This is a genomic window from Paenibacillus glucanolyticus NBRC 15330 (assembly GCF_004000885.1).
Classification (GTDB): domain Bacteria; phylum Bacillota; class Bacilli; order Paenibacillales; family Paenibacillaceae; genus Paenibacillus_AQ; species Paenibacillus_AQ glucanolyticus.
Map to the genome: position 1 here is coordinate 107,819 of NZ_BIMC01000009.1, position 24,289 is coordinate 132,107.

Genomic DNA, 24,289 nt, shown 5'->3' on the forward strand with positions numbered 1-24,289 from the left:
TCAGGTTTAGGCTGATGGAGTCTGATCCGAGGTTTGATCCAGAACAACTGGTGTCTTCTCCACGACAGTTAAATTCGCTTCAGCCCGCTTCTGCTGCTCCATTTTCTTGCGCTTGCGTTTACGGTTGAAATACACGCCGACTAACAGAAGCGGAACGGCAATAAGCGCGATATACAAGGATACGTCCTTAACCATACCTTCGGCCGCGTTGCCATACAGGTAAAACAAAGTACCTACCACATAAAACTTGGTGGCTCTGCCAATCGCAGCATACGCCAGGAGCCTCCATAACGGGAAGTTCAAACAACCTGAAAGGATGGTGAACACCTTAAAGGGAACCGGCGTAAAGGAACCAATCAATATGGCCGCCTCGCCGTTTTTCTGAAACATGTTCGTTGCAGCGTCAATCCACTCTTTTTTCAAAATCTTGTATAATACCGACTTCCCAAGCAGCTTTCCGATTAAATAACCAAATGGCGTTCCCAGCAAACACCCGATAAAACCATAAGTTGCAAGCCAAAGTGCATCCTGCGGATGAACAATACTTAGCGAAACTTGCAGAAAAAAGGCGGGTATCGGAAAAATTACAGCATCAGCAAATGAATGAATAAACAATCCCCATGGACCAAAACTCTTCAAAAAATCCAAAATGACCTGAAACATGTCTCAACCCCTAAATATTTTCTTCCTGTTTCTATCAGACCCTTTATAAATTATAGCACATAATTATACTGGAAAGGACCTAAGCCACTCCAGCCCTGCGGAAATACGTGAATAAAGAAGCATGCCTTTGCTCCTATATAGTATATGCATCGAATTCAACTAACAACAAAAAAACCTTTCTTGCAGAAAGAAAGGTTTCTCGTCACATTGTGCAAGCCGGAATCAAAAATGAATAAGCTTGCAAAAAAATGTATTTTGTTTAATTTGCAGATATACTGCGATGTGCCGAATGTCTTGTCGGACCCACAAAATCATTCAGCGGGAAGCCGTTTGAAATCGCCTGCGTGATGAAGGCCTTCGCTTGCTGTACCGACTCGCGCACGGTCAATCCCTTGGCAAGATTCGCTGTAATGGATGCCGATGACGTACAGCCTGCACCGTGAGTATACTTTGTCACGATGGTATCGGCCTCAAACCATTCAAAGTTCTTTCCATCATAGAGCAGGTCCATCGCTTTTCCTTCGCGAATTTTGCCTCTATCCTTAATCAGCACATTCTTCGCGCCGCGCTCGTGAATGATGGCGGCAGCTTCCTGCATCTGATCCAGGGACGTGATCGGACCGGATTTCGCCAATTGGGACGCTTCGAACAGATTTGGCGTTACCAGATCGGCACGCGGAAGAAGGAATTCCAGCATCGCTTCCGTATTTTCCGGCTGCAGCACCTCATCTGTTCCCTTGCATACCATGACCGGATCGATGACAATCCGTTTCAAGTCATAGCGATCGATATATTGGGAGACAAGTTCAATAATCTCAACAGAGCCGAGCATTCCGGTCTTCATTGCATCAATGCCGATGCCTTCAAGCACTGTTTTCAGCTGTGTTTCCACGATATCGAGCGCCACCGGGAAAACCTGATGATCCCATGTTTTCGGTTCCATGCAGACAATGGTGGTGAGAGCGGTCATACCGTATACGTCAAATTCCTGAAACGTCTTCAGATCGGCCTGGATGCCAGCACCGCCGCTCGTATCCGAGCCCGCTACTGTTAGTGCTTTACGTATCGTCATGTTCCATGTTCCCTTCGCTTGTAAAATGATTATTCTATTATATGAAAAGATCTTATTGGCGTCTATTCGCAGGGCACTCCGCATGCGGATTGTTCTTCCGATCGCTGTTGCCCCCAGATTTCCTTCTGAATCACGAATATATATCGTTGGAATCCGGGGAAGTCTATGCTTCCGATGCCAGCTTTCCTCTGGAAAGCTTTCAGGCGAAGCTTCGCTTCTCCAGAACAATCCCGCCTGCTCCGTTGGAGCATCGTGAGAGTTCTTGCAGCTTGTATATCTCCCCCACTCCCGCTAGGCATTGGCCCTATGGAGTGGAGTAGAAACTTATTGTTCCGTCAGAATCACCGGGCCATCCTTCGTGATGGCTAGAGTATGCTCATATTGAGCAGACCATTTGCCGTCCACCGTTCTTGCCGTCCATCCGTCTGAGTCAATTTTGCATTGGTACGTTCCCAGATTAAGCATCGGCTCGATGGTAATGACCATGCCCTCTTTAAGCCGTGTCCCCCGATTGGGTGGGCCGTAATGCGGAACCTGCGGCTCCTCGTGCATGTTCTCGCCGATTGCGTGCCCTACGAAGTGGCGAACCACAGATAAATTTTGCGACTCTGCATAGGACTGAATGGCGTGAGAGATATCACCGATCCGATTGCCGACCACCGCCTGCTCAATCCCGAGATACAAGGATTTCTTGGTCACATCGAGCAGGTGCTGTGCTTCCTCAGATACGCTGCCTACCGGGTAAGACCAAGCGGAATCCGCAAGCCAGCCATCATACTTCACTACCATGTCAATGGTAACGATATCTCCGTCCTTTAACGGTTCATGGCTCGGGAAGCCATGGCAAATCACATCGTTGACCGACGCGCAGGTGGCAAAGGGATATCCGTGATATCCCTTCTGCTCCGGGGTCGCACCACGCTCTGCCAGGAAACGCTCCACGAACTGGTCAATCTCCAGTGTTGTCACGCCCGGCTTAATCATCTGCGCAATCTGCCGATGACATTCGGCAAGAATGTCTCCAGCCTTATTCATCTTGGCGATTTGTTCTTGTGTTTTGAGGATTATCAATCCTGCTCACTCCTTTTTTTCAAATGCTGTTATCTCCTATCCAAATCAAAAAGCCTTAGCTGGCTGGAGAGCCAAGGACAGGCACCTGCCCTCCATACTCCCCTGCCAATAAGGCTGATTCACAAGCACAAGATGTATCTGCTTTCTTCTTAAGTCGTATATTCCAAAAAGAAAAGCTGAAGCGCCCTACATCATCTTATTCTACTCTTAAGCTAAGGTAACCTCAAACATTTCCGTTATGAATATCTGCCCTCCGATTTAAACGTAACAGGTACAAGAGCCGCTGCGTATACATTTTGTATTCTCGGGGGCAGCTTCAACTCTGCCGTAATCCAGGAGGTCATATGACTCTCTATAGCCATGAGCAGAATAAAAGCAGGCATCCATTTTCCCCATTTAAAACTTCATTTAACCAAGACAATCGTTTCTCCTCATAAAATAAAATATACATTAAGGATGCGCAGAAACGATAATTTTACACGCGAGATCACAAATCCTTTCTTTTTTCCTATGCTTTATTATATCAAATGGATCCAAGTACTTAGCTTTCCACTTGTTTCCGTTCCTCATCGGTCATATCGCTCTTCTCCTTGGACAGGAACCAGCCGAGAACCGCAATCAGGATCAGCACTCCCCAGAATACAAGCTTCCAGCCCGTGCTCTTCGGAAATGTCTTCTCCAGTACAGCGATATCAGGATGCGCGAGCGTATATACGGCCAGCTTAATCCCTACCCATCCCACGATCAGGAAAGCTGCCGTTTCCAAGCCGGGTCTTCTGACCAGCAGCCTTCCGAAATACGACGCCGCAAATCGCATGATGATGAGGCCGATGATTCCGCCTGTGAGAATAACCAGGAATTGTCCGCCGTCCATCCCCCCGATATTCGGCAGGTTGGTCTCTGGAAGCGTCAAGGCAAGCGCAACGGCTGCCAAAATCGCATCGACTGCAAAGGCAATATCCGCAAGCTCTACCTTCAATACGGTAACCCAGAATTTTTCGGTCTTCGTCTCAGCTTCCTTCAGATGTTTCTTCTTCTTCACAAAGAACTGTTTAACGATATGATTGATACTGATATACAACAGGTAGAAGGCTCCGATAGCCTGTACGTACCAGACATCTGCCAGGAACGAAATAATGAATAGCGAGGCAAAACGGAATACAAAAGCTCCTGCCAATCCGTAAAACAACGCCTTCTTCCGCTTATCCTCCGGCAAATGTTTGACCATGATGGACATGACAAGTGCATTATCGGCTGCGAGGATACCCTCGAGTCCAATCAGCACAATCAGTACCCATCCATATTCAAGCAACAATCCCATTTCCAAACGCAATCTCTCCTTCTTGTTATGAAATGTTCCGATTCCGTTTTAAAAAGGTTGAAGGAAACAAAAAAACCTTTATCCCGAAAATCGGCGATAAAGGTATCATACCCAGAAATAGCTCACAGGAATAACAACCTTTACCGAATCGGCAAAGGTCTCGCAAACAACTTTCGTTGCCAACAAAGCCGGAGACACGTTACGTGTCACGAATTGACGACTTTGCTGAGGCTGCTACTCCCCTTTACTTGAATAAATGGATTATAGCATGGCTGTATAATGGCGCCAATAGATTTCCGAAAATTTTACATTCCGTTTACACTTCTCTTTTCTTCCTCCAGGCATAGACCAACAGTACAACTGCGAGAACGACTGCAGCTCCCCACAAAAAAGGCTGCAGTAACGGCGACTGACCTGCCCCCTGACCTTCGCTTGCAGGGACTTCCTCGGGAAGGGCGTTCTCCCCTGTATCCCCTGATTTAGGTATTTCTTGTGGAGAATACCCCTTGCCAAGCTCGGTTAGTTCCTTACCTGCCGCAGAGAGGAGCTTCGTTCCGTCGCACAGCCCTGTTTGCAGCTGACCGGAGCGTGCATAACCGAACACCAAAAATTCACTTCCCACCGCAAACTGATCATAACCACAGCTGGCTGAAGACATCGCCGTTGTAAGCTCCGTCTTAAGTGGCAACTCCCCTTTCCATACCTCAGTTACCTCAAACGTCACAACGACCGGATCTGTAGAGGACATCACCAGCTTTGGCTTCGGGCCAACCATCTTTGTCACTTTGCCAGCAAATACAGCAGCGCTCCGTTCCAAGCCTTCCGGAACCGTAGGCGGTCCAGCGCAAGAACAGGCGAATACATCCGTTGGTTTTACAGCATATACACTCACAAGCAGCAGCAAACAGCTAAGCAGGATCATGACCGTGAAATTTCTCATAAAGGATCACCTCAATCCCTAGACGTCTCTCTCCTCTAAAATGTTCCCGTTGGGTCTATAAAAGGAAGGACGATCCGGCAAGAGATTTATAGGTCGCATCATACAGGCTGTTTACTGGCTACCATCAAATAGTGTCGTTCTGTTGGGTACTCGATGTTCTCCACCTTCAGCCCCGCTTGCTCCAACAAGTCCTTCATGACATACGGGTCGATTCGGTTCGGACGAGGAACCCGCTGCTCCGATGGATCCTCCTGCCATTCCAGGCATAAGCAGCGTCCGCCCGGGCGCAAGACTCGTGCAATCTGTTGAATGGACTCCTCCAGTTCATCCGTGATGTGAAGAATGAGGGAAGCGATGACACGATCCATCGTTCCCTCTTGGAACGGTAGCTTTTCCACGATCCCTTCCATGACGTTGACATTCGTTAACCCCTGCTCCCGTACACGATCCCGCATCATTTGCAGCATGGTTGGCTCGGTATCCAGAGCATATACGGTGCCTGTCGTTAGCGCAGCGGCCGGTATGGAAAAATATCCGGTGCCTGCTCCAATATCCAGCACATCCACCTCTCCACTCACCTGCAGCCTCTCAAGCAGCGAAGCTGCGGGCAGCTCCCTCTTTCTTTCCGGACTTTCCAAACGGTCTATGAGTGTCTTATCAAAGCTTTCCTTCATCTTGTTGTTTCCCTCCTTGTATCATTGCATTTCATATGTAAGCACATAAATACAAATTCTGTAGGGGACATAGAGTCCACCCTTCCTGTGGCTACCATATCGTCTTCCTCAGGTTACCATACCGTTGTTCGTTGATGATGTAAACCGGTTATGCCCAAAACGAAAAGGGCATCCCCATGATCATCATTGATCACGGGGACACCCATTCGTGCAATTAATCGAGTTGATCCTCAATTCGTACCTGCTTTGCCAGGAAATCTGCGAGATGAACGGCCTCTACGCCATTTTGCAAACCGGCACGCTCGATACCCCACTTCATTTGCAGCAGGCAGCCCGGATTAGAAGTCACAATGACCTTGGCCCCGGTAGCTTCCACATGCTCCATCTTATGGTCCAGCAGCGTTGTCGACATTTCCGTCTGGGTCAGGTTATATATGCCAGCGGAACCGCAGCATACCTCTGCCCCCTGAAGCTCGCACAATTGCACGCCCGGAAGCTGCGACATCAGCTGGCGCGGCTCTCCCTGCACCCTCATCACGTTGCGCAGGTGACAGGAATCCTGATAGGTGACGGCAACCGCCGCATCGTCCTTTCCGGCTTCCGCATGGATCGGCTCAAGCGGCCTGCCCAGGTTGTGCAGCAGCTCGGAGATATCCTTCACCTGATCTGCAAAACGGACCGCCGCTTGCGAAAGACGCTCATCCGGTTCCGCATGCATCAGATGATCGTATTCCTTCAGCAAGGCACCGCATCCCCCCGCATTGCTTGCGATATAATCAACGTTCGCTTCCCCGAAAGCCCAAATATTTCGACCGGCCAGCTGCTTGGCATCACCCATCTCACCCGCATGGGCATGCAGTGCTCCGCAGCATACCTGCTCCTCCGGTATGACGATTTCGAACCCGGCCTGACGGAGCAGTCGCACGGTATTTACGTTCGTAGGTGCAAACATAACATCCATAATGCAGCCCCGGAACATGCCCACCCGGCCAACCGTATCTCCTGCCGCTGGAATAACCATGAGCCCTGAACCGCTGTCAGTCGTTTCACGCCGGTAAGGAAAACCCGCCTTGCTCCACAGCTCTTCCAGGCCATCGCCCGATACATCAGGCAGTGCCTGCTCAAGCTGCTGAAGATGGTCGGGAAACAGCTTCATGGCCCCTGAGTTTCGGGCAAACTTCTGCAGCCCTGATTTCTGATAGAAGGAAAGCGTCTTGCCAATCAGCTTCAGCCTTCTGCGATGCGGGAACACCCCTTGCAGGAAGGTCTTGCGGACGATTCGCACAGGCATCGAATACGGTTTCTCCGCAGCAATGGCAGCGCGGGTCTGCTCGATCAATTGGCCGTACTTCACGTCCGAAGGACAAGCTGGCTCACAGGCTCTGCAGCCCAGACACAGATCCATCTGGCTACGGAAGCTTTCATCCGGCTCCATCAAGCCATCAACAACGGCTTTCATAAGTGCAATCCGCCCACGGGGGGAGGCCGCCTCAAGTCCCGTCTCGATGAATGTTGGGCAAGCGGTCTGGCAAAATCCGCAGCGCATACAGTTTGTCAGCTGATCCTCATCCAGCGTCAGCTTCAGCGACTGGGCCAGCTTCTCATGGGTTGAATTCATGCGCTCTCGCTCCCCTCACGGTGTTTGAATCTCCTCATCCTGCGTTGTCGTCCGTCCTACAGCTTCCGTTCGATCCTGATAAATGATCCGCTTTCTCGTTTCCGCGAACAGCTTGCCCGGGTTCATGATCTGATGCGGGTCGATCGCATCCTTGATGGATTTCATCATCTTGATGCCGGCTTCGCCCACCTTCCATTCCAAGTAAGGTGCCTTCACGATCCCAACGCCATGCTCCCCGGTAATCGTGCCACCCATCGCAATGGCCACTTCAAAGATTTCGGCGAAGGCCTGTTCCACGCGGTGAATCTCTTCCGGATCCCGTGCATCCGTCATCGCGGTCGGATGCAGATTGCCATCCCCGGCATGACCGAATGTGCAGATCTGCACATCATATTTCTGAGCGATTCGCTGAACCTCAAGCACCATATCCGCAATCTTCGAACGGGGAACCGTAGCATCCTCCAATATCGTTGTGGGCCGCAGACGGGATAGCGCTGCGAGCGCACTCCGTCTGGCTTCCATCACCTTCGCCCCTTCCTCCGGAGTCTTGGCGATATTCAGCTGCACCGCACCCGATGCAAGACATATTTCCTCCAGCTGCTTCAAATCCCGCTCCACATCATCGGCGTTGCCATCCTGTTCTATAGCCAGCATCGCTTTAGCGTGAACCGGCAGTCCGATTTTGGCAAAATCCTCGACCACCTGAAGTGTGGGCTGATCCATAAATTCCAGCGTACACGGAAAAATATGATGGGCTATAATGTTCGAAACCGTTCGGGCAGCCGCATGGAGGTCATCATAAACGGCGACCATCGCTTTCCTGTAAGAAGGCTTCGGAATTAATTTAACCGTTGCTTCTGTGAGTATGGCTAACGTTCCGCCCGATCCTACCAATAGTCGGGTCAGATCATACCCTGCCGCATCCTTCACCAGCTTGCCGCCTGTACGCAGGATGCTGCCATCCGGCAATACAGCCTCCAACCCCAGGACATAATCCTTGGTTGTGCCGTACTTCAAACCGCGCAGTCCGCCAGCCCCCAGGGCAATATTGCCGCCCATCGTACAGATGATCATACTGCTTGGATCCGGCGGGTAGAACAACCCGGTCCGTTCAACCGCCAGATGAAACTGCTTTGTATTCAGACCGGTCTGGAAGGTCGCGGTCAGATTATCCGAATCGATCTCCAGCAGCTTGTTCATTCGAGTCATGACCACCACCAGCCCGCCCTGAAGCGGAATGGTGCCGCCGCACAGATTGCTGCCTGCACCTCGTGTAATGACGGGTATCCGATGCTTTGAACAAATTTTGACGATGTCGGATACCTGCTGCGTGCTTTCGGGAAAAATCACCCCGTCCGGCATCGCTTGATATAGCGGGGTAGCATCATAACTGTAAGAAACCAGGCTTTCCGGATCGTCCTTGAACCACTCCCCGCCAACCACTTTGATCAACAACTCGCGAATAACCGATTCCAGCACATTTCATTCCCCCTCCCATTACGGGCTTTACTACGATAAATTCCCCTTGCTTCTCACGAAGTTAAATACGCTTTCCGTCCTGATGCTTGAATATCAATTATAGGAACGGCATCGAGCCCATCGTCCCTCTTCCTAAGCTAGAGAAATTCAGGCTTGCTTCTCCCACTAGGGCAGCGCCAGCTTTCCCATCACGGTTGGGCGAAACGCTCCAGTAGCTGCAGGCAGATTGTTGGGAACGCCGAACATGAAATCATTGCCAAGCAGTGCAAAGATCACGGCTTCCTTGGCATCGTCATCAAACCCCAGCGTTCTGGAGGTCATCACCTTCTGCCCCGGCAATAACTCGCCTAACATGGAGAGCAATGTCTTGTTGCGGGCTCCTCCACCGGTCACAATCACTTCATCGATCCCGTGACGGGGAAAAACATAGTTCTCATAGCTGTCAGCAATGGAATGAGCTGTAAAAGCCGTTGCCGTTGCCATGGCGTCCTCGTCCGACAGCTTGCGCAGCTTGGCTTGTTCCAGGAACGAAACCGCATAACTGTGGCCGAACAACTCCCTCCCCGTTGATTTGGGCGGCGGGGTGCCGAAGTAAGAATGGGCCAGCATTTCGTCCAATAAAACGCGGTCCGGCTTGCCTTGGGCAGCCCAATTACCTCCGTCGTCATACAACAACCGCCCTCCGGACAGGATGTGGGCCACAGCGTCTATAACCATATTGCCGGGTCCGGTATCAAAGGCCAGCACATCCGAAGGATCCGCCCCTGCGGGCAGCGCCGTACAATTGCCGATCCCGCCGATGTTTTGCAGCAGCCTTCCACGCTCCGGGTGACGGAATAATATCCAATCCCCATACGGAGCAAACGGTGCGCCTTGGCCCCCGACCGCCATGTCCGCGGGACGAAAGTCCCCGACCACGAGCTTGCCGGTATGCTTGGCAATAGCAGAGATATCGCCGATCTGCAAAGTCGACGCGACAGCATACGGGTCGCCTTGTTCCGGTACCGGCTGATGCCAGATGGTCTGTCCGTGAGAGCTGACCAGATCCACTTCATCGACATGCATGCCCGCATCGGCAACCGCTTCCAGAACAGCCGCTCCGAACTGATAACCGAGGAACGCATTCATATTGCATATTAGAGCACTGTTCGAATTCGCTTCCACGCACAAATCACGCAGCCGCTGACGAAGCTCCGGCTCATATGCCTTACTGTAGTAATGCAAGAGCTCAACCGAGGCTGCAAGGCCGCTTCCCTTTATGCGGACAATCGCAGCATCGATGCCATCCAGCGAAGTGCCGGACATCAAGCCGACCACAACGGTCGGCCTTCCATCCTTCCATGGTGAGAACATCATCGCCTACGCCTCCCCATACAGCAGGTAAGGAGCCCTCATCGTTCTCCACTGTTCCGATTCCCGGGCCCACTGCGCAGCAATACGCTGAAGTCCGGCTTCTTCATGGATGTGCCTTCGGACATCCTCGCTTCCTGTGAGCAAATCAATAAAATATCGATTGCGTCCTGCCGGCGGAGTAAGCCACTGGAACTCCTCCGGGTACATCCGGCTGACCAGATGCAGAAGCGTAAGCCCAGTACGTACAGCTTCCACTTCAGATGGCTTCGTCATGAACAGCATCACGCCTCCACATCCTTCACCCTGATGCTTCGAGAAGGTTGGTGTCATGAACATGGGATGGGCATGGATGCCTGGAAGTCGATAGGCGTTAAACGCCTTGGCCAGCTCCTCGCCGTCGATCCACGGAGCACCGATCCATTCAAATGGCCGGGTCGTCCCTCTGCCTTCCGAAAGATTGGTCCCTTCGAAGAAGCAGGTTCCGCTGTAGAGGCGAACCGTATCCATCGTGGGAATGTTCGGGGAAGGCAGCACCCACGGAAGCCCCGTCTCGGTGTAGTCCATCCTGCGGGTCCAACCTTCCAGCCCAATGACATCCAGATCACAGCCGGTTCCCCGCATCTCGTTAGCCATACGCGCAAATTCACCGATGGTCATCCCGGTGCAAATCGGTATCTGCCATCCGCCCACCATCGATTCGTATCCCGGCTGCAGCAAGCCGCCTTCACAGCGTTCCCCGCCGAGCGGATTCGGCCGGTCCAGAACGAGCAGGCTCTTGCCATGTTCGGCGCATGCCTCCATGACATACAGCAGGGTGGTCATATAGGTGTAGAAACGCACACCGAGGTCCTGAATATCGAAGATGACGGTATCGACATTCTTCAGCATATCGGCATCCGGCTTACGCCGGGAGCCGTACAGGCTGTACACAGGAACACCGAATACCGGATCTACTTCATCCTCCACATGTTTGCCTGCCTGAAGCTGACCGCGCAGCCCATGCTCGCAAGCAAACAAAGCCGTCAATTCCGAATTCGGCAAGCCTGCAATCACCTCAATAGATGAACGAAAATCCGACGTGAGCCCCGTCGGATTCGTGATGACGCCAAGGAGACAGCCTGTGATTTTCTCATGCGATAATCCCGGCAGGACATCAATTCCGCTCCGCATGTTACCCCTCATCATACACTGACACCTCTCGCTTCCGAGGCTGCAATACCGTCTTCTGTCGGCTTGGCCTCTTCCGGATTCAGTACATTATACGTAACCTTATGCTGGTATATTGCCCACATGCCGTTAAAGAGGAATCCAAAACCAACCACGGTAAGGAGCAGTGGAATCGCAACGCAGAAGGCTTGAAAGCTTGCTCCAAGCGTATAGACCGGAAACTTCAGGAACAACTTGACGCTGTAGGCCATCGCTTTAAAGATGCCCATCCCTTCCTGAATGACAAGCTGAAAGGTGTAGAATTGGGAGATGAGCGCCATGATGACAAAATAGGTCTGGAATACACCGATCGCGAGATAGCCGATTCCCTCTTTGCCTCCGTAATACCACCAGGTGGACCACAGAATCAGTGCCATCACTACGAAGAAGAAGCCCATAACCACAGCAGGCCCGAGGCCTTTAAGCGCGCCTTGGAACACGTCCTTGAGCCTGGACTTGCCCCGTTCCGTCTTGCGATGGTAAGCATAACAAACCCCGTAGAACAACGGCATATACAGCACCGGCAGCAGCAAAAGCGCCGCCATCAGCGGCACAAACATCACGACAACCACGAGGATCAGCGAGGTTATCATGCTGTATAAGGCCACCGCCGTAATTTCGCGGTAAACCTCAACCCCTGTCTTTTTCAACACATCATTCAGCTTGCGCATAGCTTTCCTCTCCTCTTCGTCGTTGTTTACCAATCAATACGCTGTTCCGTCTCAGGATCGAAGAAATGCACTTTATCAAAATTGAAAATGAATGTTTTCTCCATGCCCGGATAACCTGTCGTTTCGGGATGAACCTTCGCGGTAACGGTCCGGTTGCCAACTCGGAAATACACCAGATTCTCCGAGCCCAGATGTTCAACGACCTGCACCTTGGTTGAATACGTATAGTCCAGACTCGAGATGACCGGTATATCCTCACCCGTAATATGCTCGGGACGCATGCCCAGAATGAGATGCTCATTCTCGTATTTGCTCAGCGCAGCCGCCATGGAATCGGGAATGACAAATTCGCCGCCCTCCATCCGAAGCACGTTTCCTTCCTTATGCACATCGATAAAGTTCATCGGCGGAGATCCGATAAAACCGGCAACAAACATGTTTTGCGGATTCGCATACAGCTCCGTCGGTGATGCAATCTGCTGAATAATCCCGTTGTTCATCACGACAATCCGCTCGCCGAGTGTCATCGCTTCAACCTGATCATGCGTTACGTATACAATGGTTGCCTCAAGACGTTTATGCAGCTCGGACAGCTCCACGCGCATCTGCACGCGAAGCTTCGCATCCAGGTTCGAGAGCGGCTCATCAAACAGAAACACCTGCGGATCGCGTACAATCGCCCGGCCCACCGCAACGCGCTGACGCTGTCCACCGGACAGCTCACGCGGCTTCCGATCAATCATCGACTCCAGGCCGAGAATGGAGGCGGCCTGTGATACCTTTTGCTCAATATATTCTTTAGGTTTCTTCAGATTCTTCAAACCGAAGGAGAGATTCTCGCGAATTGTCATATGGGGATACAGGGCGTAATCCTGGAACACCATGGCGATATCCCGGTCTTTCGGATGGAGATTGTTTACCACCCGGTCGCCGATGAGGATATCACCGGATGTTTGACGCTCAAGCCCGGCAATCATGCGCAGCGAAGTGGTTTTGCCGCAGCCGGAAGGACCGACAAATACCACAAACTCTTTATCATGAATTACAAAGTCCGACCCCGCTACAGCGGTAAAGGTCCCTTTGTTGTCGTCTACAAATTCTTTTCGTATATTACGGAATTCTACGCGTGCCATAACTTTGCCTCCTTCTAGCCTTTAACGGCTCCAATGGTGATGCCTTGCAGGAAATAGCGCTGAAGCGAGAAGAACAGGATCATCATCGGCAGTGCCGCGACGGTGGCTCCAGCCATAAGTGCGCCGAAATCGGTTGTGTCCGCATAGACGAAGGAAGCAAGACCTACCTGAATGGTCCTCATTTCCGCCGAATTGGTCACGAGGAAGGGCCAGAAGAAATCGTTCCATGATGCAACGAACGTGAAGATAGCGAGTACGGCGAGACCCGGTTTAGCCATAGGAAGAATGACTTTCCAAAAGATACCGAACTCTCCGCATGCATCGATCCGCGCTGCATGAATCAAGGAGGTGGGCAGCGACGACATGTACTGCTTCATCAAGAAAATGTTGCCCACACTTACGATTCCGGGGAGCAGAATGGCCGTATATGTATTCCCGAGATCAAATACGTCAATCATCAAAATATAGAGCGGAATCAGCGTAACTTGTGCCGGAATCATCATGGTGCTGAGCAAAACCCAGAATACCGCTTTGTTCCCCGGGAACTTCAGCTTCGCAAAGGCATACCCTGCAAGCGATGCGAGAAACACGTTGGTCACCGTCAGGATGGTGGAGATCAATAAGGAGTTAAAGAGCCACCTCATTACGTTGGTTTTGCCGAAAAAACGCTCATATGGGGCTACGGACAGCACGTCCGGGATCATTTTGGGAATAAACGAAGCGGCCGACTTGGTGTCCTGTACAGAGCCAATCAACATCCAGTACATCGGAATGATCGTCAGAACGCTCCATACCACCAGGATGACCGAAGCCACAATCAGCATGATCACTTTTGATCTTGATTTCATGGGTGCACCCCCTTTTAGCTTCAGTGATATACGTTAGTACTCTACGTCGGAAGAGAAATATTTGAACTGAATGATGGAAATGACGATAATCAATGCAGCCAGTACAAAAGATTGCGCCGCCGCAAGCCCGAATTCGTAGAAATTAAACGCCGTGCTGTAAATCAGATAGGCGATGGTGGTCGTCGCAAAGTTCGGTCCGCCCTGTGTCATCAGATACACCGAGATAAACACCTGGAAGGACGTAATGACGCCCGTCACAAGCAGATACAGCGTGGTTGGTTTCATCAGTGGCCACGTAATGCGCCAGAATTTGGACCATCCGCTGGCATGGTCAATATCCGCGGCTTCATAGAGCGATTTGGGAATCCCGCCCATGGCGGCCAGATAGAGAATAATGCCTGCACCATGCGAACCGAGCCAGTTCATCAATATGAGCGAAAAGAGGGCGGTATCCGATTTGCCAAGCCATATGACAGGATCGAATCCGAACAATCCAATGAACCGATTCAAAAGCCCGGCATTCGTCGGATCGTAAATGGCAAGCCATACGACGGAGATCGTTACGCCGGAGGCTACGGCCGGCAAATACATCGTAGCCTTGAAGAACGTTTGCCATTTGTTCTTCATCTGGAAAATAAAAAAGGACAGACCATACGTGATAACAATGTTGACCGGAACCGTGCCGATCGTGAATAAGACCGTATTCCTCATGGATTTCCAGAACACTTCATCCTGTACCATCCGTGTGTAGTTATCCGTTCCAATCCATTCGGAGCCCATAACGCTGTATTCCTGGAAGCTCATCAGAAAGGCGGAAGCAACCGGGTATAGCGTAAATACCAAGAACAACAGTACTGGAGCCAGAATGAATAAATACGCCCATCCATATTCGCGCCAGTACCCCTTCATGGGGGGACGTGAAGGCCGGGCTTGCGCCGGGGCAGTCTGCATTTGATTTCCTCCTTTGCGCACAGGTGAAGTATGTTCATGAAGCCTTAATTCTTACAAAGCCTAGAGCGATTCGTTTAAAAAGGGAGTGACCCGATTTGTTCCTGCTAAGGACAACGGGACACCCCCTTATAACTTCAATTACTGTCCTAAAATTTGTTTGCCTTTGTCTATGAAGTCTTGTGCGATCTGCTCCGGCGTCTTCTCACCCGAGAACAACGCCTGGATGTTCGGCTTCACCACTTGCTCCTTGAATTTCTTCTGGTTGCCGGAATCTTTGGCATCGAGGCTCAAGGTCACAGGAATGTCTTTGAAGTTCGCAAAAATTTCTGCTGCTTTGATGGTCGATTCTGTTCCAAGTCCTTTGCCTGCATAGAATTCCGCCTGTGATTTGCGAACGAATGGCAGCACCAGTTCATTGGCGGAATTACCGGCTTTCGCGCCGCTCAGGCCTTCCATGATCAGGAAGGTATTCTTCGCATGCTCTTCACCCTTATCCTTCTTCTGCTTGAAGGCTACGTAGCCTTCGCCGAACATGGAGGTTTTGCGCTCTGCCCCGTCGTTGTGCGGAACCGGCAGCAGAACAAAGTCGATTTTCTCGCCTTGCACCGTACCGCTGTCAATGTCCTTCGCACGGTTTTGCAGCATCACATCGTAATAAGGGATTGCCTTGGATACGATGGCGGCTTCCTCTGCGTAGAACCAGTCCATCCGTTTAGCGGGTTGAATCGCCGCTGTCTCAGCCGGCATATGCCCGGCTTTCATCAGATCGGAAACAAACGTCATCGTGTCCAGAATGCGCTCATCATTCCATTGAAACTCGCCTTTATCGTTCAGGACGTCCGGCATCCCGTTGCTGCGTGTCAGCATTTCGATGAAGTCAAGGGAAGTTCCGTCCGTTACCAGCGCATAGCGCGTTTTGCCGTTCGGGAGCTTGGTGGTCAGCTTATCGGCAGCTGCCTTGAATTCGGTCCAGGTCCAGCCGTTCTCCTGAATGGACTTCCAGTCGATGCCTGCTTCTTCAAGGATCTTCTTATTGCCGCCCCATGCCCACAGGGATTGGTACAGCGGAAGACCGTATTGCTTGCCTTGGATTTGACCAAGCTCGAGTGTGCCCGGGAGATAGTCGTTCTTTATCTCGTCTGTGATATAAGGGGTTAATTCCAGTGCCAGACCGGTATCCACATAAGCACCGTCCACCGCATGGAAATAAAGATCAGGCGGATTACCGGCATTCAGGGCTACATCGAACTTCTTCGGACCTTCAGCCCATGAAAGCACTTCGGTTTCTACTGTAATGTGCGGGTATTTTTCTTTCAAATCCGCTACATGCTCTTTCAATTCATCTTCATATTTACCATGTACCGGATAAGTCCAGACAACAACCGTGTCCTGCTTCGGTGCAGCCTCGCCATTTCCTTCCGAAGCTGTTCCGCTTCCGCCTTCAGGAGCCTTCGCCCCGCCGGAACCGCCGCAAGCCGCGGTGAACACGAGCATTAAAGAAGCCAACAATGTAAGCCAACCTTTTTTCTTCATGTACTACTCCCCTTATCATTTATATATTTGTGGTTTCGCTATGAACTACAACCGCTTGATCGCTTGCCGGCTCTCATCCAGGTATTTCACTGAATTCTCGTAATTCCGGCTGGCGACGCCAAGATATAAAATATCGATAAGATTCAACTGCGTAATACGAGACGACATCGCGCCACTGCGAATTTCGTTCTCCGTCGAGGAGGTGTACAAGGGAATATCCACCGATCGGCTTAAGGTAGAGTCACCGTATTTCGTAATGCCAATCGTCTTGCATCCTTTCTCTTTGGCTATGGCTGCTGCGCGAATCACTTCATCCGTTTCACCGGAATAGGAGATGCATACGGCCGCATCATCTGGAGTCAGCAGCACCGCCGAGGTGAGCTGCACATGAGGGTCCGGAAAAGATATACATACCTTATTAATCCGCAAAAATTTCTGCTGGGCATCCATCCCGATCAGATTCGAAGCTCCTACCCCGAACATGAAAATACGCTTAGACTGATCGAGGGCCAGTACGGCCTCCTCCACCTTCCCTTCCTCCATAATCTTCATCGTATCCCGAATCGATTGAATGTTATTGTTCGAGACGTTCTGTATAATTGCAGAAATGCTGTCATTGGGCCGAATATCCTGATATCCGGTGGCTAATGGCTCCTGCAAGTCTCCGGCTACCTTCAGCTTCAGATCCTGATAGCCCTTGAATCCCATCGTTTTGCACAGGCGCACGATAGCAGCCTGACTGGAACCGCTTCGGACAGCAAGATCCGCGACCGACATCTGTATCATCTCTGCCGGTTCCTGCAAAATGAAGGCTGCAACCTTGCGCTCGGACGGATTTAATGAATCATACACCTCACGCAATCGAACCAATCCGCCGTTCATTCCTTGCCCCCCTTTACTCATAATCCTCTGATGATCATTCATATGTAATGTTACTTTACACCTATTGAATGAAAGCATGACTGGTATCGCTTTCAATATCAGTGGATTGAGTTCATTATAAATTGTATGAAATTATATTTCAATACATAATTGATGATTTAAAATTTTATTTTACAACACTTCTTTTTTCTCCTATACTGGATATAGAAAGCGAAGTGGTTCAATATGGAAATTTTTATCGGTGTTGATGGTGGCGGCACAAAGACTGATGCAACCGCTATCCATAGCAGTGGAGAGGTTTTGTCCCGTTTTACCGGAGGTTCCACAAATCCTTATATTGTAACGTTTGATAAAGCGATGGCGGAACTCCAAAACGTGTTGGATGGGCTCCTGATACCCCTGAATGATGAGTCATTTTTATTAACATCAATATGTCTTGGTATGTCAGGTATAAGTTCCGTGGATGAACGTCGGCGTGTTCAATTACACCTTCTTTCCTATTTTCAGCAGCGGCAGCCCTCCATACGCATATACATGCGTTCGGAAGCCGAAATTTCATTAATGGCTGTGCTGGAGCGTCAGCATGGAATACTCGCCATCTCGGGAACCGGCTCCAATACCTACGGTATCACCCAATCGGGAGATATCCACCGCGTCGGCGGCTGGGGGCATCTTCTCGGGGATGAAGGCAGCGGTTATCAGATTGGGCTTCAGACCCTGAAATCGGTAATCAAGAGTCATGAAGGCATTACACCGCCCACTATCATGACCAGCCTGATTGTTGAATCCTACCCTCTCCAGCATATTACCGATCTCAAATCTTACATTTACCAGCCCGCTATAACGAAACAGCATATCGCTTCCTTCGCCCGCTGCTGCATTGAAGCAGCGGAAGCCAGGGATGAAGCGGCACTCCGTATCATCCGGCAGCAGGCTGAAGAGCTGGCCGATACAACTAGCGCTCTCATTAGGCAGCAAGCTGAATTCGAAGAGAGTGATCTGGTATGGATCGGCTCGATATTCAAGCATTCTCCAGATTTCCGGAAGGCGTACTGCGACTCCCTGCTAGCGCGTTATCCTCAGCTGCGATTTCCCGAAGGGAACCGTGAACGAACACCCGCGCATGGTGCGGCCCTGTTAGCCTGCAAGCTATTTACAGACGGCGTCTCTGACTTGCTGTAGCATTCACATCATCAGTGCCCGTCCATATTCCAAGGCAAAAAAGGAGACCTGTCTCATGACGAATACTCTAAGTCAATTGACAACCGAACAGCCTCATGAACATACGAAGAACATTGATCAGTTGAGCTCAGAACAAATTATGATCCTTATTAATAACGAGGATAGTCTGATCACCGAAACGATTCGTGAACAGATCCCTCTTATAGCCCGAGCAGCGGATCTCGTGGTAGAAGCTTTCGAGAATGGCGGCAGATTGTTCTACATAGGCGCAGGAACCAGCGGTCGAATCGGTATCCTTGACGCATCCGAATGCCCACCTACCTACGGGACGGATCCGTCCATGGTGCAAGGGTTGATCGCAGGCGGCTTCAGAGCCGTGAAGGAGGCGATTGAAGGTGCGGAGGATAGCGAGGAATTGGGTGCCCAGGACATCAATGAAAACGGTATCAGCAAGAAGGACGTTGTCATTGGGATCGCCGCCAGCGGACGCACGCCTTATGTTCTTGGAGCTATGCGACGTGCCAAGGAACTCGGAGCGGTTGTTGTCGGGCTCTGCAATAACTACGAATCGCCCATGCATCAGTATGCGGATTTTGTGATCGAAGCCGTCGTTGGCCCTGAGGTCATTATGGGCTCCACGCGCATGAAGGCCGGTACATCGCAAAAGCTGATCCTCAATATGCTGACAACAACGGCCATGATTCGAATTGGCAAGGTGTACAAAAACCTGATGGTCGACCTCAACCCTTCGAATAACAAGCTTGTGCATCGTGCCAAACGCATCATTACGCTTGCAACAGGTGCATCGGAGGAGGAAGTAGAGAAGGCTTACCATGAAGCCGGTGCCCATGTCAAAACAGCAATTGTTATGCTCTTGGCGAATGTCAGTGCTGCGGAGGCATCCACGCTGCTTGATGGTACCCGCGGATTCGTTCGCGGTGCGATTGATCTAAAGGCGTCCAAGTAAAGCAATGGGCTTATTATGCTGCGTAAGCCTTCCATGAATAGAAACGGGATATCTCCAGGTCCATGTTGGCCTGTACGATATCCCGTTTATTTTTTGCTGTTTTATCGGATACTCACTGCCTATGATCTCATCTGTCCATGCCCTGCTTCATTCCAACCTGTTGTTCGCTCCATTCCCACAGGCGAGCGGCAAGTTTTGGATCCCTTGCCTTCTCTGTGGTTTTGTCCGGCTTGCACTTGACGTAATATTCCCCTGTCACATGCTCTACTTCAGGACTAGAGGCCAGATAAATCGCTGTCCGGGCACCTTCGAGCGCCGTTAAGAAGAACGGGCGAAGCAGCTTATAGACCGCTTTACCGAAGCCTGTATCCCGGTTCACACCAAGACTGGTGCTTACGGCGCCAGGATGGAGTGCATTGACCGTCACCCGCGTCGGCTGCAGTCGGCGGGCCAGCTCTTTGGTGAATAAAATATTGGCCAACTTCGACTGCGCATAACCCTTGGCCACATTGAATCCCTTCGCCAGATTAGGATCTTCCCAGTGGATGCTTCCAACCTTATGCGCCCCCGAGGATACGTTCACGATCCGACCCTGCCGTGCACGCTGGAGGGGTTCAAGCAGCTCGTTTGTCAACAGGAAATGACCTAAATGATTAACGCCGATCATGGCTTCGTACCCGTCCTTCGTCAACTCCCGCTTAATGGTAACCACACCGGCATTGTTCACCAGAACATCGAGTTTGTTGTGCTTGACCTTAAAATCGGCAGCAAATGCCCGAATGCTGTCAAAAGAGCCCAGATCCAGCGTCATCAGTTCAAGCTCTGTGCTTCCGCTCTCTTCCAGCGCCTGATGAAGCGCCGCTTCCCCTCTGGATTGGCTCCGGCATGCCATCACAACATGCGCCCCCAATTTGGCAAGCTCAATCGTTGTAGCCAGGCCCATACCAGAGTTAGCCCCTGTTACAATGATGATACTCCCTGCCATGTCATTCATCCGCAGACCTCCTCTTACTTCCTACCTATCATGCTAACAAAAAATCCCGCCACCAACATCAATTTGGAGACGGGACTTAGATAACGTACAGATGTAATTCAGACAAAGGATCAGCGCCTTAGGCTCCGCTCCCATTCATCGCCAGTATGATCGCAGCCAGACCGAAACACAGATTCAGCAAGCACAGAAATACCAGTGTCTGCTTCTGATTCAGCCCCGTTGCCAGCAAACGATAATGCGCCTGGGAAGCGTCGGCCTGATAAATCGGTTTGGATTGAAGCATTCTGAGAATAACCACAATGATATTATCAAAGATCGGCACACCTAGAGCAAAGATGGGAACGAACAAGGAAGCCAAGGTGGCCCCTTTAAATGCGCCATCCAGAGCAATGATCCCGAGTATAAACCCAAGGAAGGTTGCACCGGCATCCCCCATGAATACTCTGGCCGGCGGCTTATTGTACCGCAAATAGCCAAGCGCAGCACCCACGAGAACGACCGCAAGCAGCGCGGATTCGCCTCTGCCCATCGTAATGGCCACTACAAACAACGTGCCTCCGGATATGGCGGAGAGTCCTCCGGCCAATCCGTCAATGCCGTCCGAGAAATTAATGACGGTCGTTACACCAAAAATCCACAATATCGTCAAGATGAGCTGCAGCCATTCCGGCAAGTTGATATATTGCCCCGTGAACGGATTGTTGAATCCTTCAAACGCAATGCCGTAGCTGTATACAACGACAGCCGCGCTCATCTGAACAATGAACTTCGGCAGTGAAGCCAGTTCCTTGCCCTGGGACTTATACCAATCGTCCACAAGACCAATCCCAAGAATCAGGGCACTACCGATAAAGATACCTACCGCTTCCCTGGAAATGTTGCCGGTAAGTGCAAAATATGTGATAAAAAATCCGATGAATATGGCGATGCCCGCTGTCAGCGGTATCGGTTCGCGGTGTATTTTCCGCTCGCTGTCCGGCCTTGGCTTGTCCACAAAATCAATCTTGATCGCAAGTTTGCGAAATGGCGGAATCAATACCAGGACCAGCACCATGGATATGACAAACGCTGCTAAATAGAGCATGGTTTCCTCCCAATAAATGATGAATAATGGAGAACATTGCAATCTAAGTATATGACTTATAAGGAACTCTATCAACCTATCAAAAGAAAAAGACTGCCACATCAGTAGAATTATCTACTTAGCAGCAGCCCTCCGGACTCACAGGTTAAGACTCCTTCTTGTTCACCACAAGTCCGATGATCATAACGATAAGTGCCAGCAAAGCAATCAACTGATCGATGGTCATGGCGGAAAGCCTCCTTATGACAGGATGGCTCTTGCCCGGACTATACATCTCACTCTCCCGTTAAATGCCTTACTTACTTTCCCCACTACCATCCTATGAGGGCTCGCTCCCGATTTATGACGAGATCCCAGAAAAAAACCTGCCCCTGTTCAGCGAACGGTTGAAAGGGCAGGTGGTACATCGTGCTGACACCGGGCAAAGCTCCCTCTCCCCCTATCTTGAAGAGTCTTCGCTTCGCCTGACGGTGATCAGCGTTATGGCTTGATCGGATTAGGATTTAACCTACTCCGTTACGATATCATAGATCAATACAGGTGCATCCGCATGATCAGCAATTCGAATGCTTTCATACAGCTTCTGCTTCACGTCGTCCACGTTCTCGCGGTTGGCATGAATCGTGACGAGGGAGTCACCCTTCTTCACGGTGTCGCCAACTTTCTTGTTCAGCATCAGGCCTACAGCCAGATCTATCTCGGATTCCTTCGTTGCACGTCCGGCCCCAAGCAGCATCGCCGCGGTACCGATCTCATCCGCCACTAGTTCGGCGACAACGCCGTCCTGCTGTGCAGGAAGCTCTATCAGATATTGCGCCTTCGGCAGCCGGTCGGGATGATCCACCACAGACGAATCGCCGCCCTGGTTCTGGATGAACTCCTTGAACTTCTCCAGTGCCTTGCCGTTCCGGATAACCTCACGCAGCTTCTCCTCGGCATCTTCAAGCGAGTCTGCCTTCTGCGCCAGATAAACCATCTGTCTGCCCAGAGCCAGGCACAGCTCCTCCAGATCCTTCGGACCTTCGCCGCGCAGCGCATCAATCGCTTCCTGAACCTCCAGCGAATTGCCGATCGCAGCCCCAAGGGGCTGGCTCATATCGGAGATGACGGCCATCGTTTTGCGGCCGACGTTGTTGCCGATGCTAACCATGGCATGAGCCAATTCCTTGGCGTCCTCCACGGTTTTCATGAACGCGCCCGCACCGGTTTTAACATCCAATACGATCGCATCGGAACCTGCAGCAATTTTCTTGCTCATGATGGAGCTGGCAATCAGCGGAATGGAATTGACGGTTGCCGTCACATCCCGCAGTGCATACAGCTTTTTATCAGCCGGGGTGAGGTTCCCGGTTTGGCCGATTACAGCAATTTTATGTTGATTCACAAGGTTCACAAATTCGTCTTTGCTGATCTCCACGTGGAAGCCTTCAATGGACTCCAGCTTGTCAATCGTTCCTCCGGTATGACCGAGACCGCGTCCGGACATCTTCGCTACGGGAATGTCCAAAGCCGCTACGAGCGGGGCCAGTACAAGCGTTGTCGTATCGCCAACACCCCCGGTGGAGTGCTTATCAACCTTGATTCCCTCAATTGCGGACAGATCAATCGTTTCTCCGGAGTTTACTATCGCCATCGTCAAGTCCGCCCGCTCCCGGTCGGACATGTCCTGGAAATAGATCGCCATATTCATGGCACTTACCTGATAATCAGGAATATCTCCCTTGGTATATCCATCGATAAAGAAATTGATCTCTTCTGTTGTCAGTTCCTTGCCGTCGCGTTTCTTCGCAATTAAATCAACCATTCTCATCGTACATTCTCCTCACTGTTTGCGATGATTGTGTTCTTTCTATGGGCAGCACTACAAACGCGAATGGTTCGACCGATCGCTGCTGCCCCCGGATTCCTTCGTCATTCCTTACAACGAAATCGCCGTATCCAGCGCTACTTCCATCATCTCGTTAAACGTGGTTTGGCGCTCCTCGGAGGATGTCTCTTCCCCTGTCAGCAAATGGTCACTTACCGTCAAGATTGTCAGGGCATTCACACCGAACCGTGCCGCAATCGTGTAGAGAGCCGTTGTCTCCATCTCTACGCCCAGCACGCCATGCTGCATCAGCTTCTCAACCACCGACTTGTCCTCACGGTAAAATACATCGGATGTGAACACATTGCCGACATGCATCTTCAAGCCCTTATCCTTGCCGCGCTCATATGCACCAAGCAGCAGCGGGAAGCTGGCAATCGGAGAGAAATCATAGCCGCTAAAGTGATGGCGGTTCATACCGGAATCCGAGCATGCTGCCTGAGCCAGAATGACGTCGCGCACACGAACATGCTCCTGCATCGCGCCGCAGGTTCCGACACGGAACAAATTTTTGACGCCATAATCACGAATGAGTTCGTTGACATAGATACCGATGGAAGGCACGCCCATGCCCGAGCCCTGCACGGAGATGCGCTTTCCCTTATAAGTTCCCGTAAATCCGAGCATCCCCCGCACTTCGTTGTAGCAGGTTACATCCTCCAGATACGTCTCGGCAATAAATTTAGCCCGCAGCGGATCGCCTGGCAGCAGAATCGATTCTGCGATATCTCCCGGCTTCGCTCCAATATGTGTACTCATGTGCAAATTCCTCCACTTTTC

24 protein-coding genes are annotated in these 24,289 nt (G+C 51.0%); 2 read left to right on the plus strand and 22 right to left on the minus strand.

Annotated features, from left to right (window positions below):
- Positions 1 to 6: 6 nt before the first annotated feature.
- From PGL02S_RS15030 to PGL02S_RS15105, 17 genes are all read right to left on the minus strand, one after another.
- A complete protein-coding gene (locus tag PGL02S_RS15030) occupies positions 7 to 663 on the minus strand; it encodes a YqaA family protein (RefSeq protein ID WP_036643541.1) in 657 nt (218 codons plus the stop codon).
- 259 nt (positions 664 to 922) lie between these two features.
- Positions 923 to 1,735: a pyridoxine/pyridoxal/pyridoxamine kinase gene (gene pdxK / locus PGL02S_RS15035; RefSeq protein WP_036643640.1), complete on the minus strand. Its 813-nt coding sequence runs from the start codon at positions 1,733 to 1,735 to the stop codon at positions 923 to 925.
- 324 nt (positions 1,736 to 2,059) lie between these two features.
- Positions 2,060 to 2,806 (minus strand): type I methionyl aminopeptidase, encoded by a 747-nt coding sequence (gene map, locus PGL02S_RS15040; RefSeq protein ID WP_006212783.1) that lies wholly within the window; start codon positions 2,804 to 2,806, stop codon positions 2,060 to 2,062.
- A 236-nt stretch (positions 2,807 to 3,042) separates the two neighbouring features.
- Positions 3,043 to 3,168: a hypothetical protein gene (locus tag PGL02S_RS28810; protein WP_255308637.1), complete on the minus strand. Its 126-nt coding sequence runs from the start codon at positions 3,166 to 3,168 to the stop codon at positions 3,043 to 3,045.
- Between the two features lie 179 nt (positions 3,169 to 3,347).
- On the minus strand, positions 3,348 to 4,133 hold the full coding sequence (locus PGL02S_RS15045; RefSeq protein WP_006212784.1) for a TerC family protein: 786 nt from the start codon (positions 4,131 to 4,133) through the stop codon (positions 3,348 to 3,350).
- A 310-nt stretch (positions 4,134 to 4,443) separates the two neighbouring features.
- Positions 4,444 to 5,067, minus strand: coding sequence for a hypothetical protein (locus PGL02S_RS15050; protein ID WP_036643542.1), 624 nt, complete (start codon positions 5,065 to 5,067; stop codon positions 4,444 to 4,446).
- A 98-nt stretch (positions 5,068 to 5,165) separates the two neighbouring features.
- Positions 5,166 to 5,741, minus strand: coding sequence for a class I SAM-dependent methyltransferase (locus PGL02S_RS15055; RefSeq protein ID WP_036643543.1), 576 nt, complete (start codon positions 5,739 to 5,741; stop codon positions 5,166 to 5,168).
- Positions 5,742 to 5,955: 214 nt separating this feature from the next.
- A complete protein-coding gene (locus PGL02S_RS15060) occupies positions 5,956 to 7,359 on the minus strand; it encodes a (Fe-S)-binding protein (RefSeq protein WP_036643544.1) in 1,404 nt (467 codons plus the stop codon).
- 15 nt (positions 7,360 to 7,374) lie between these two features.
- Positions 7,375 to 8,838, minus strand: a complete 1,464-nt coding sequence (locus PGL02S_RS15065; RefSeq protein WP_036643545.1) for an FAD-linked oxidase C-terminal domain-containing protein — start codon at positions 8,836 to 8,838, stop codon at positions 7,375 to 7,377.
- A gap of 165 nt (positions 8,839 to 9,003) precedes the next feature.
- Positions 9,004 to 10,194 (minus strand): anhydro-N-acetylmuramic acid kinase, encoded by a 1,191-nt coding sequence (locus PGL02S_RS15070; protein ID WP_036643547.1) that lies wholly within the window; start codon positions 10,192 to 10,194, stop codon positions 9,004 to 9,006.
- A 3-nt stretch (positions 10,195 to 10,197) separates the two neighbouring features.
- Positions 10,198 to 11,376 (minus strand): DUF1343 domain-containing protein, encoded by a 1,179-nt coding sequence (locus PGL02S_RS15075; RefSeq protein WP_036643549.1) that lies wholly within the window; start codon positions 11,374 to 11,376, stop codon positions 10,198 to 10,200.
- Complete coding sequence (locus PGL02S_RS15080; protein WP_036643551.1) at positions 11,373 to 12,068, minus strand: hypothetical protein; 696 nt, start codon at positions 12,066 to 12,068, stop codon at positions 11,373 to 11,375. The genes PGL02S_RS15075 and PGL02S_RS15080 overlap by 4 nt, the downstream gene beginning before the upstream one ends.
- Before the next feature lie 26 nt (positions 12,069 to 12,094).
- Positions 12,095 to 13,201 carry an ABC transporter ATP-binding protein gene (locus tag PGL02S_RS15085; protein ID WP_036643552.1) on the minus strand — a complete coding sequence of 369 codons (1,107 nt, stop codon included), beginning with the start codon at positions 13,199 to 13,201 and terminating at the stop codon, positions 12,095 to 12,097.
- 14 nt (positions 13,202 to 13,215) lie between these two features.
- Positions 13,216 to 14,049 (minus strand): carbohydrate ABC transporter permease, encoded by an 834-nt coding sequence (locus PGL02S_RS15090; RefSeq protein WP_006212795.1) that lies wholly within the window; start codon positions 14,047 to 14,049, stop codon positions 13,216 to 13,218.
- 33 nt (positions 14,050 to 14,082) lie between these two features.
- Complete coding sequence (locus PGL02S_RS15095; protein WP_006212796.1) at positions 14,083 to 15,000, minus strand: carbohydrate ABC transporter permease; 918 nt, start codon at positions 14,998 to 15,000, stop codon at positions 14,083 to 14,085.
- A 138-nt stretch (positions 15,001 to 15,138) separates the two neighbouring features.
- On the minus strand, positions 15,139 to 16,533 hold the full coding sequence (locus tag PGL02S_RS15100) for an ABC transporter substrate-binding protein (protein ID WP_006212797.1): 1,395 nt from the start codon (positions 16,531 to 16,533) through the stop codon (positions 15,139 to 15,141).
- A gap of 45 nt (positions 16,534 to 16,578) precedes the next feature.
- The gene (locus tag PGL02S_RS15105) at positions 16,579 to 17,415 is read right to left on the minus strand and encodes a MurR/RpiR family transcriptional regulator (protein ID WP_036643553.1); all 837 of its coding nucleotides are present in this window, start codon (positions 17,413 to 17,415) and stop codon (positions 16,579 to 16,581) included.
- A 225-nt stretch (positions 17,416 to 17,640) separates the two neighbouring features.
- Here PGL02S_RS15105 and PGL02S_RS15110 point away from each other — a divergent pair, with 225 nt between their 5' ends.
- Both PGL02S_RS15110 and murQ read left to right on the plus strand, forming a co-directional pair.
- The gene (locus tag PGL02S_RS15110) at positions 17,641 to 18,597 is read left to right on the plus strand and encodes a BadF/BadG/BcrA/BcrD ATPase family protein (RefSeq protein WP_036643554.1); all 957 of its coding nucleotides are present in this window, start codon (positions 17,641 to 17,643) and stop codon (positions 18,595 to 18,597) included.
- Positions 18,598 to 18,652: 55 nt separating this feature from the next.
- Positions 18,653 to 19,564: an N-acetylmuramic acid 6-phosphate etherase gene (murQ, locus tag PGL02S_RS15115; RefSeq protein WP_036643555.1), complete on the plus strand. Its 912-nt coding sequence runs from the start codon at positions 18,653 to 18,655 to the stop codon at positions 19,562 to 19,564.
- A 127-nt stretch (positions 19,565 to 19,691) separates the two neighbouring features.
- Here murQ and PGL02S_RS15120 read toward each other — a convergent pair whose 3' ends face one another.
- The 5 genes from PGL02S_RS15120 to deoD form a co-directional block, all read right to left on the minus strand.
- Entirely contained in the window at positions 19,692 to 20,558 is an 867-nt protein-coding gene (locus PGL02S_RS15120; RefSeq protein ID WP_173937134.1) for an SDR family oxidoreductase, read from the minus strand.
- A 118-nt stretch (positions 20,559 to 20,676) separates the two neighbouring features.
- Complete coding sequence (locus tag PGL02S_RS15125; RefSeq protein WP_036643557.1) at positions 20,677 to 21,642, minus strand: MraY family glycosyltransferase; 966 nt, start codon at positions 21,640 to 21,642, stop codon at positions 20,677 to 20,679.
- 145 nt (positions 21,643 to 21,787) lie between these two features.
- The gene (locus PGL02S_RS28815) at positions 21,788 to 21,916 is read right to left on the minus strand and encodes a hypothetical protein (RefSeq protein ID WP_255308638.1); all 129 of its coding nucleotides are present in this window, start codon (positions 21,914 to 21,916) and stop codon (positions 21,788 to 21,790) included.
- Between the two features lie 234 nt (positions 21,917 to 22,150).
- Positions 22,151 to 23,452 (minus strand): pyrimidine-nucleoside phosphorylase, encoded by a 1,302-nt coding sequence (locus PGL02S_RS15130; RefSeq protein WP_036643560.1) that lies wholly within the window; start codon positions 23,450 to 23,452, stop codon positions 22,151 to 22,153.
- Between the two features lie 108 nt (positions 23,453 to 23,560).
- Positions 23,561 to 24,268 carry a purine-nucleoside phosphorylase gene (deoD, locus tag PGL02S_RS15135; RefSeq protein ID WP_006212804.1) on the minus strand — a complete coding sequence of 236 codons (708 nt, stop codon included), beginning with the start codon at positions 24,266 to 24,268 and terminating at the stop codon, positions 23,561 to 23,563.
- Between the last annotated feature and the right edge of the window lie 21 nt (positions 24,269 to 24,289).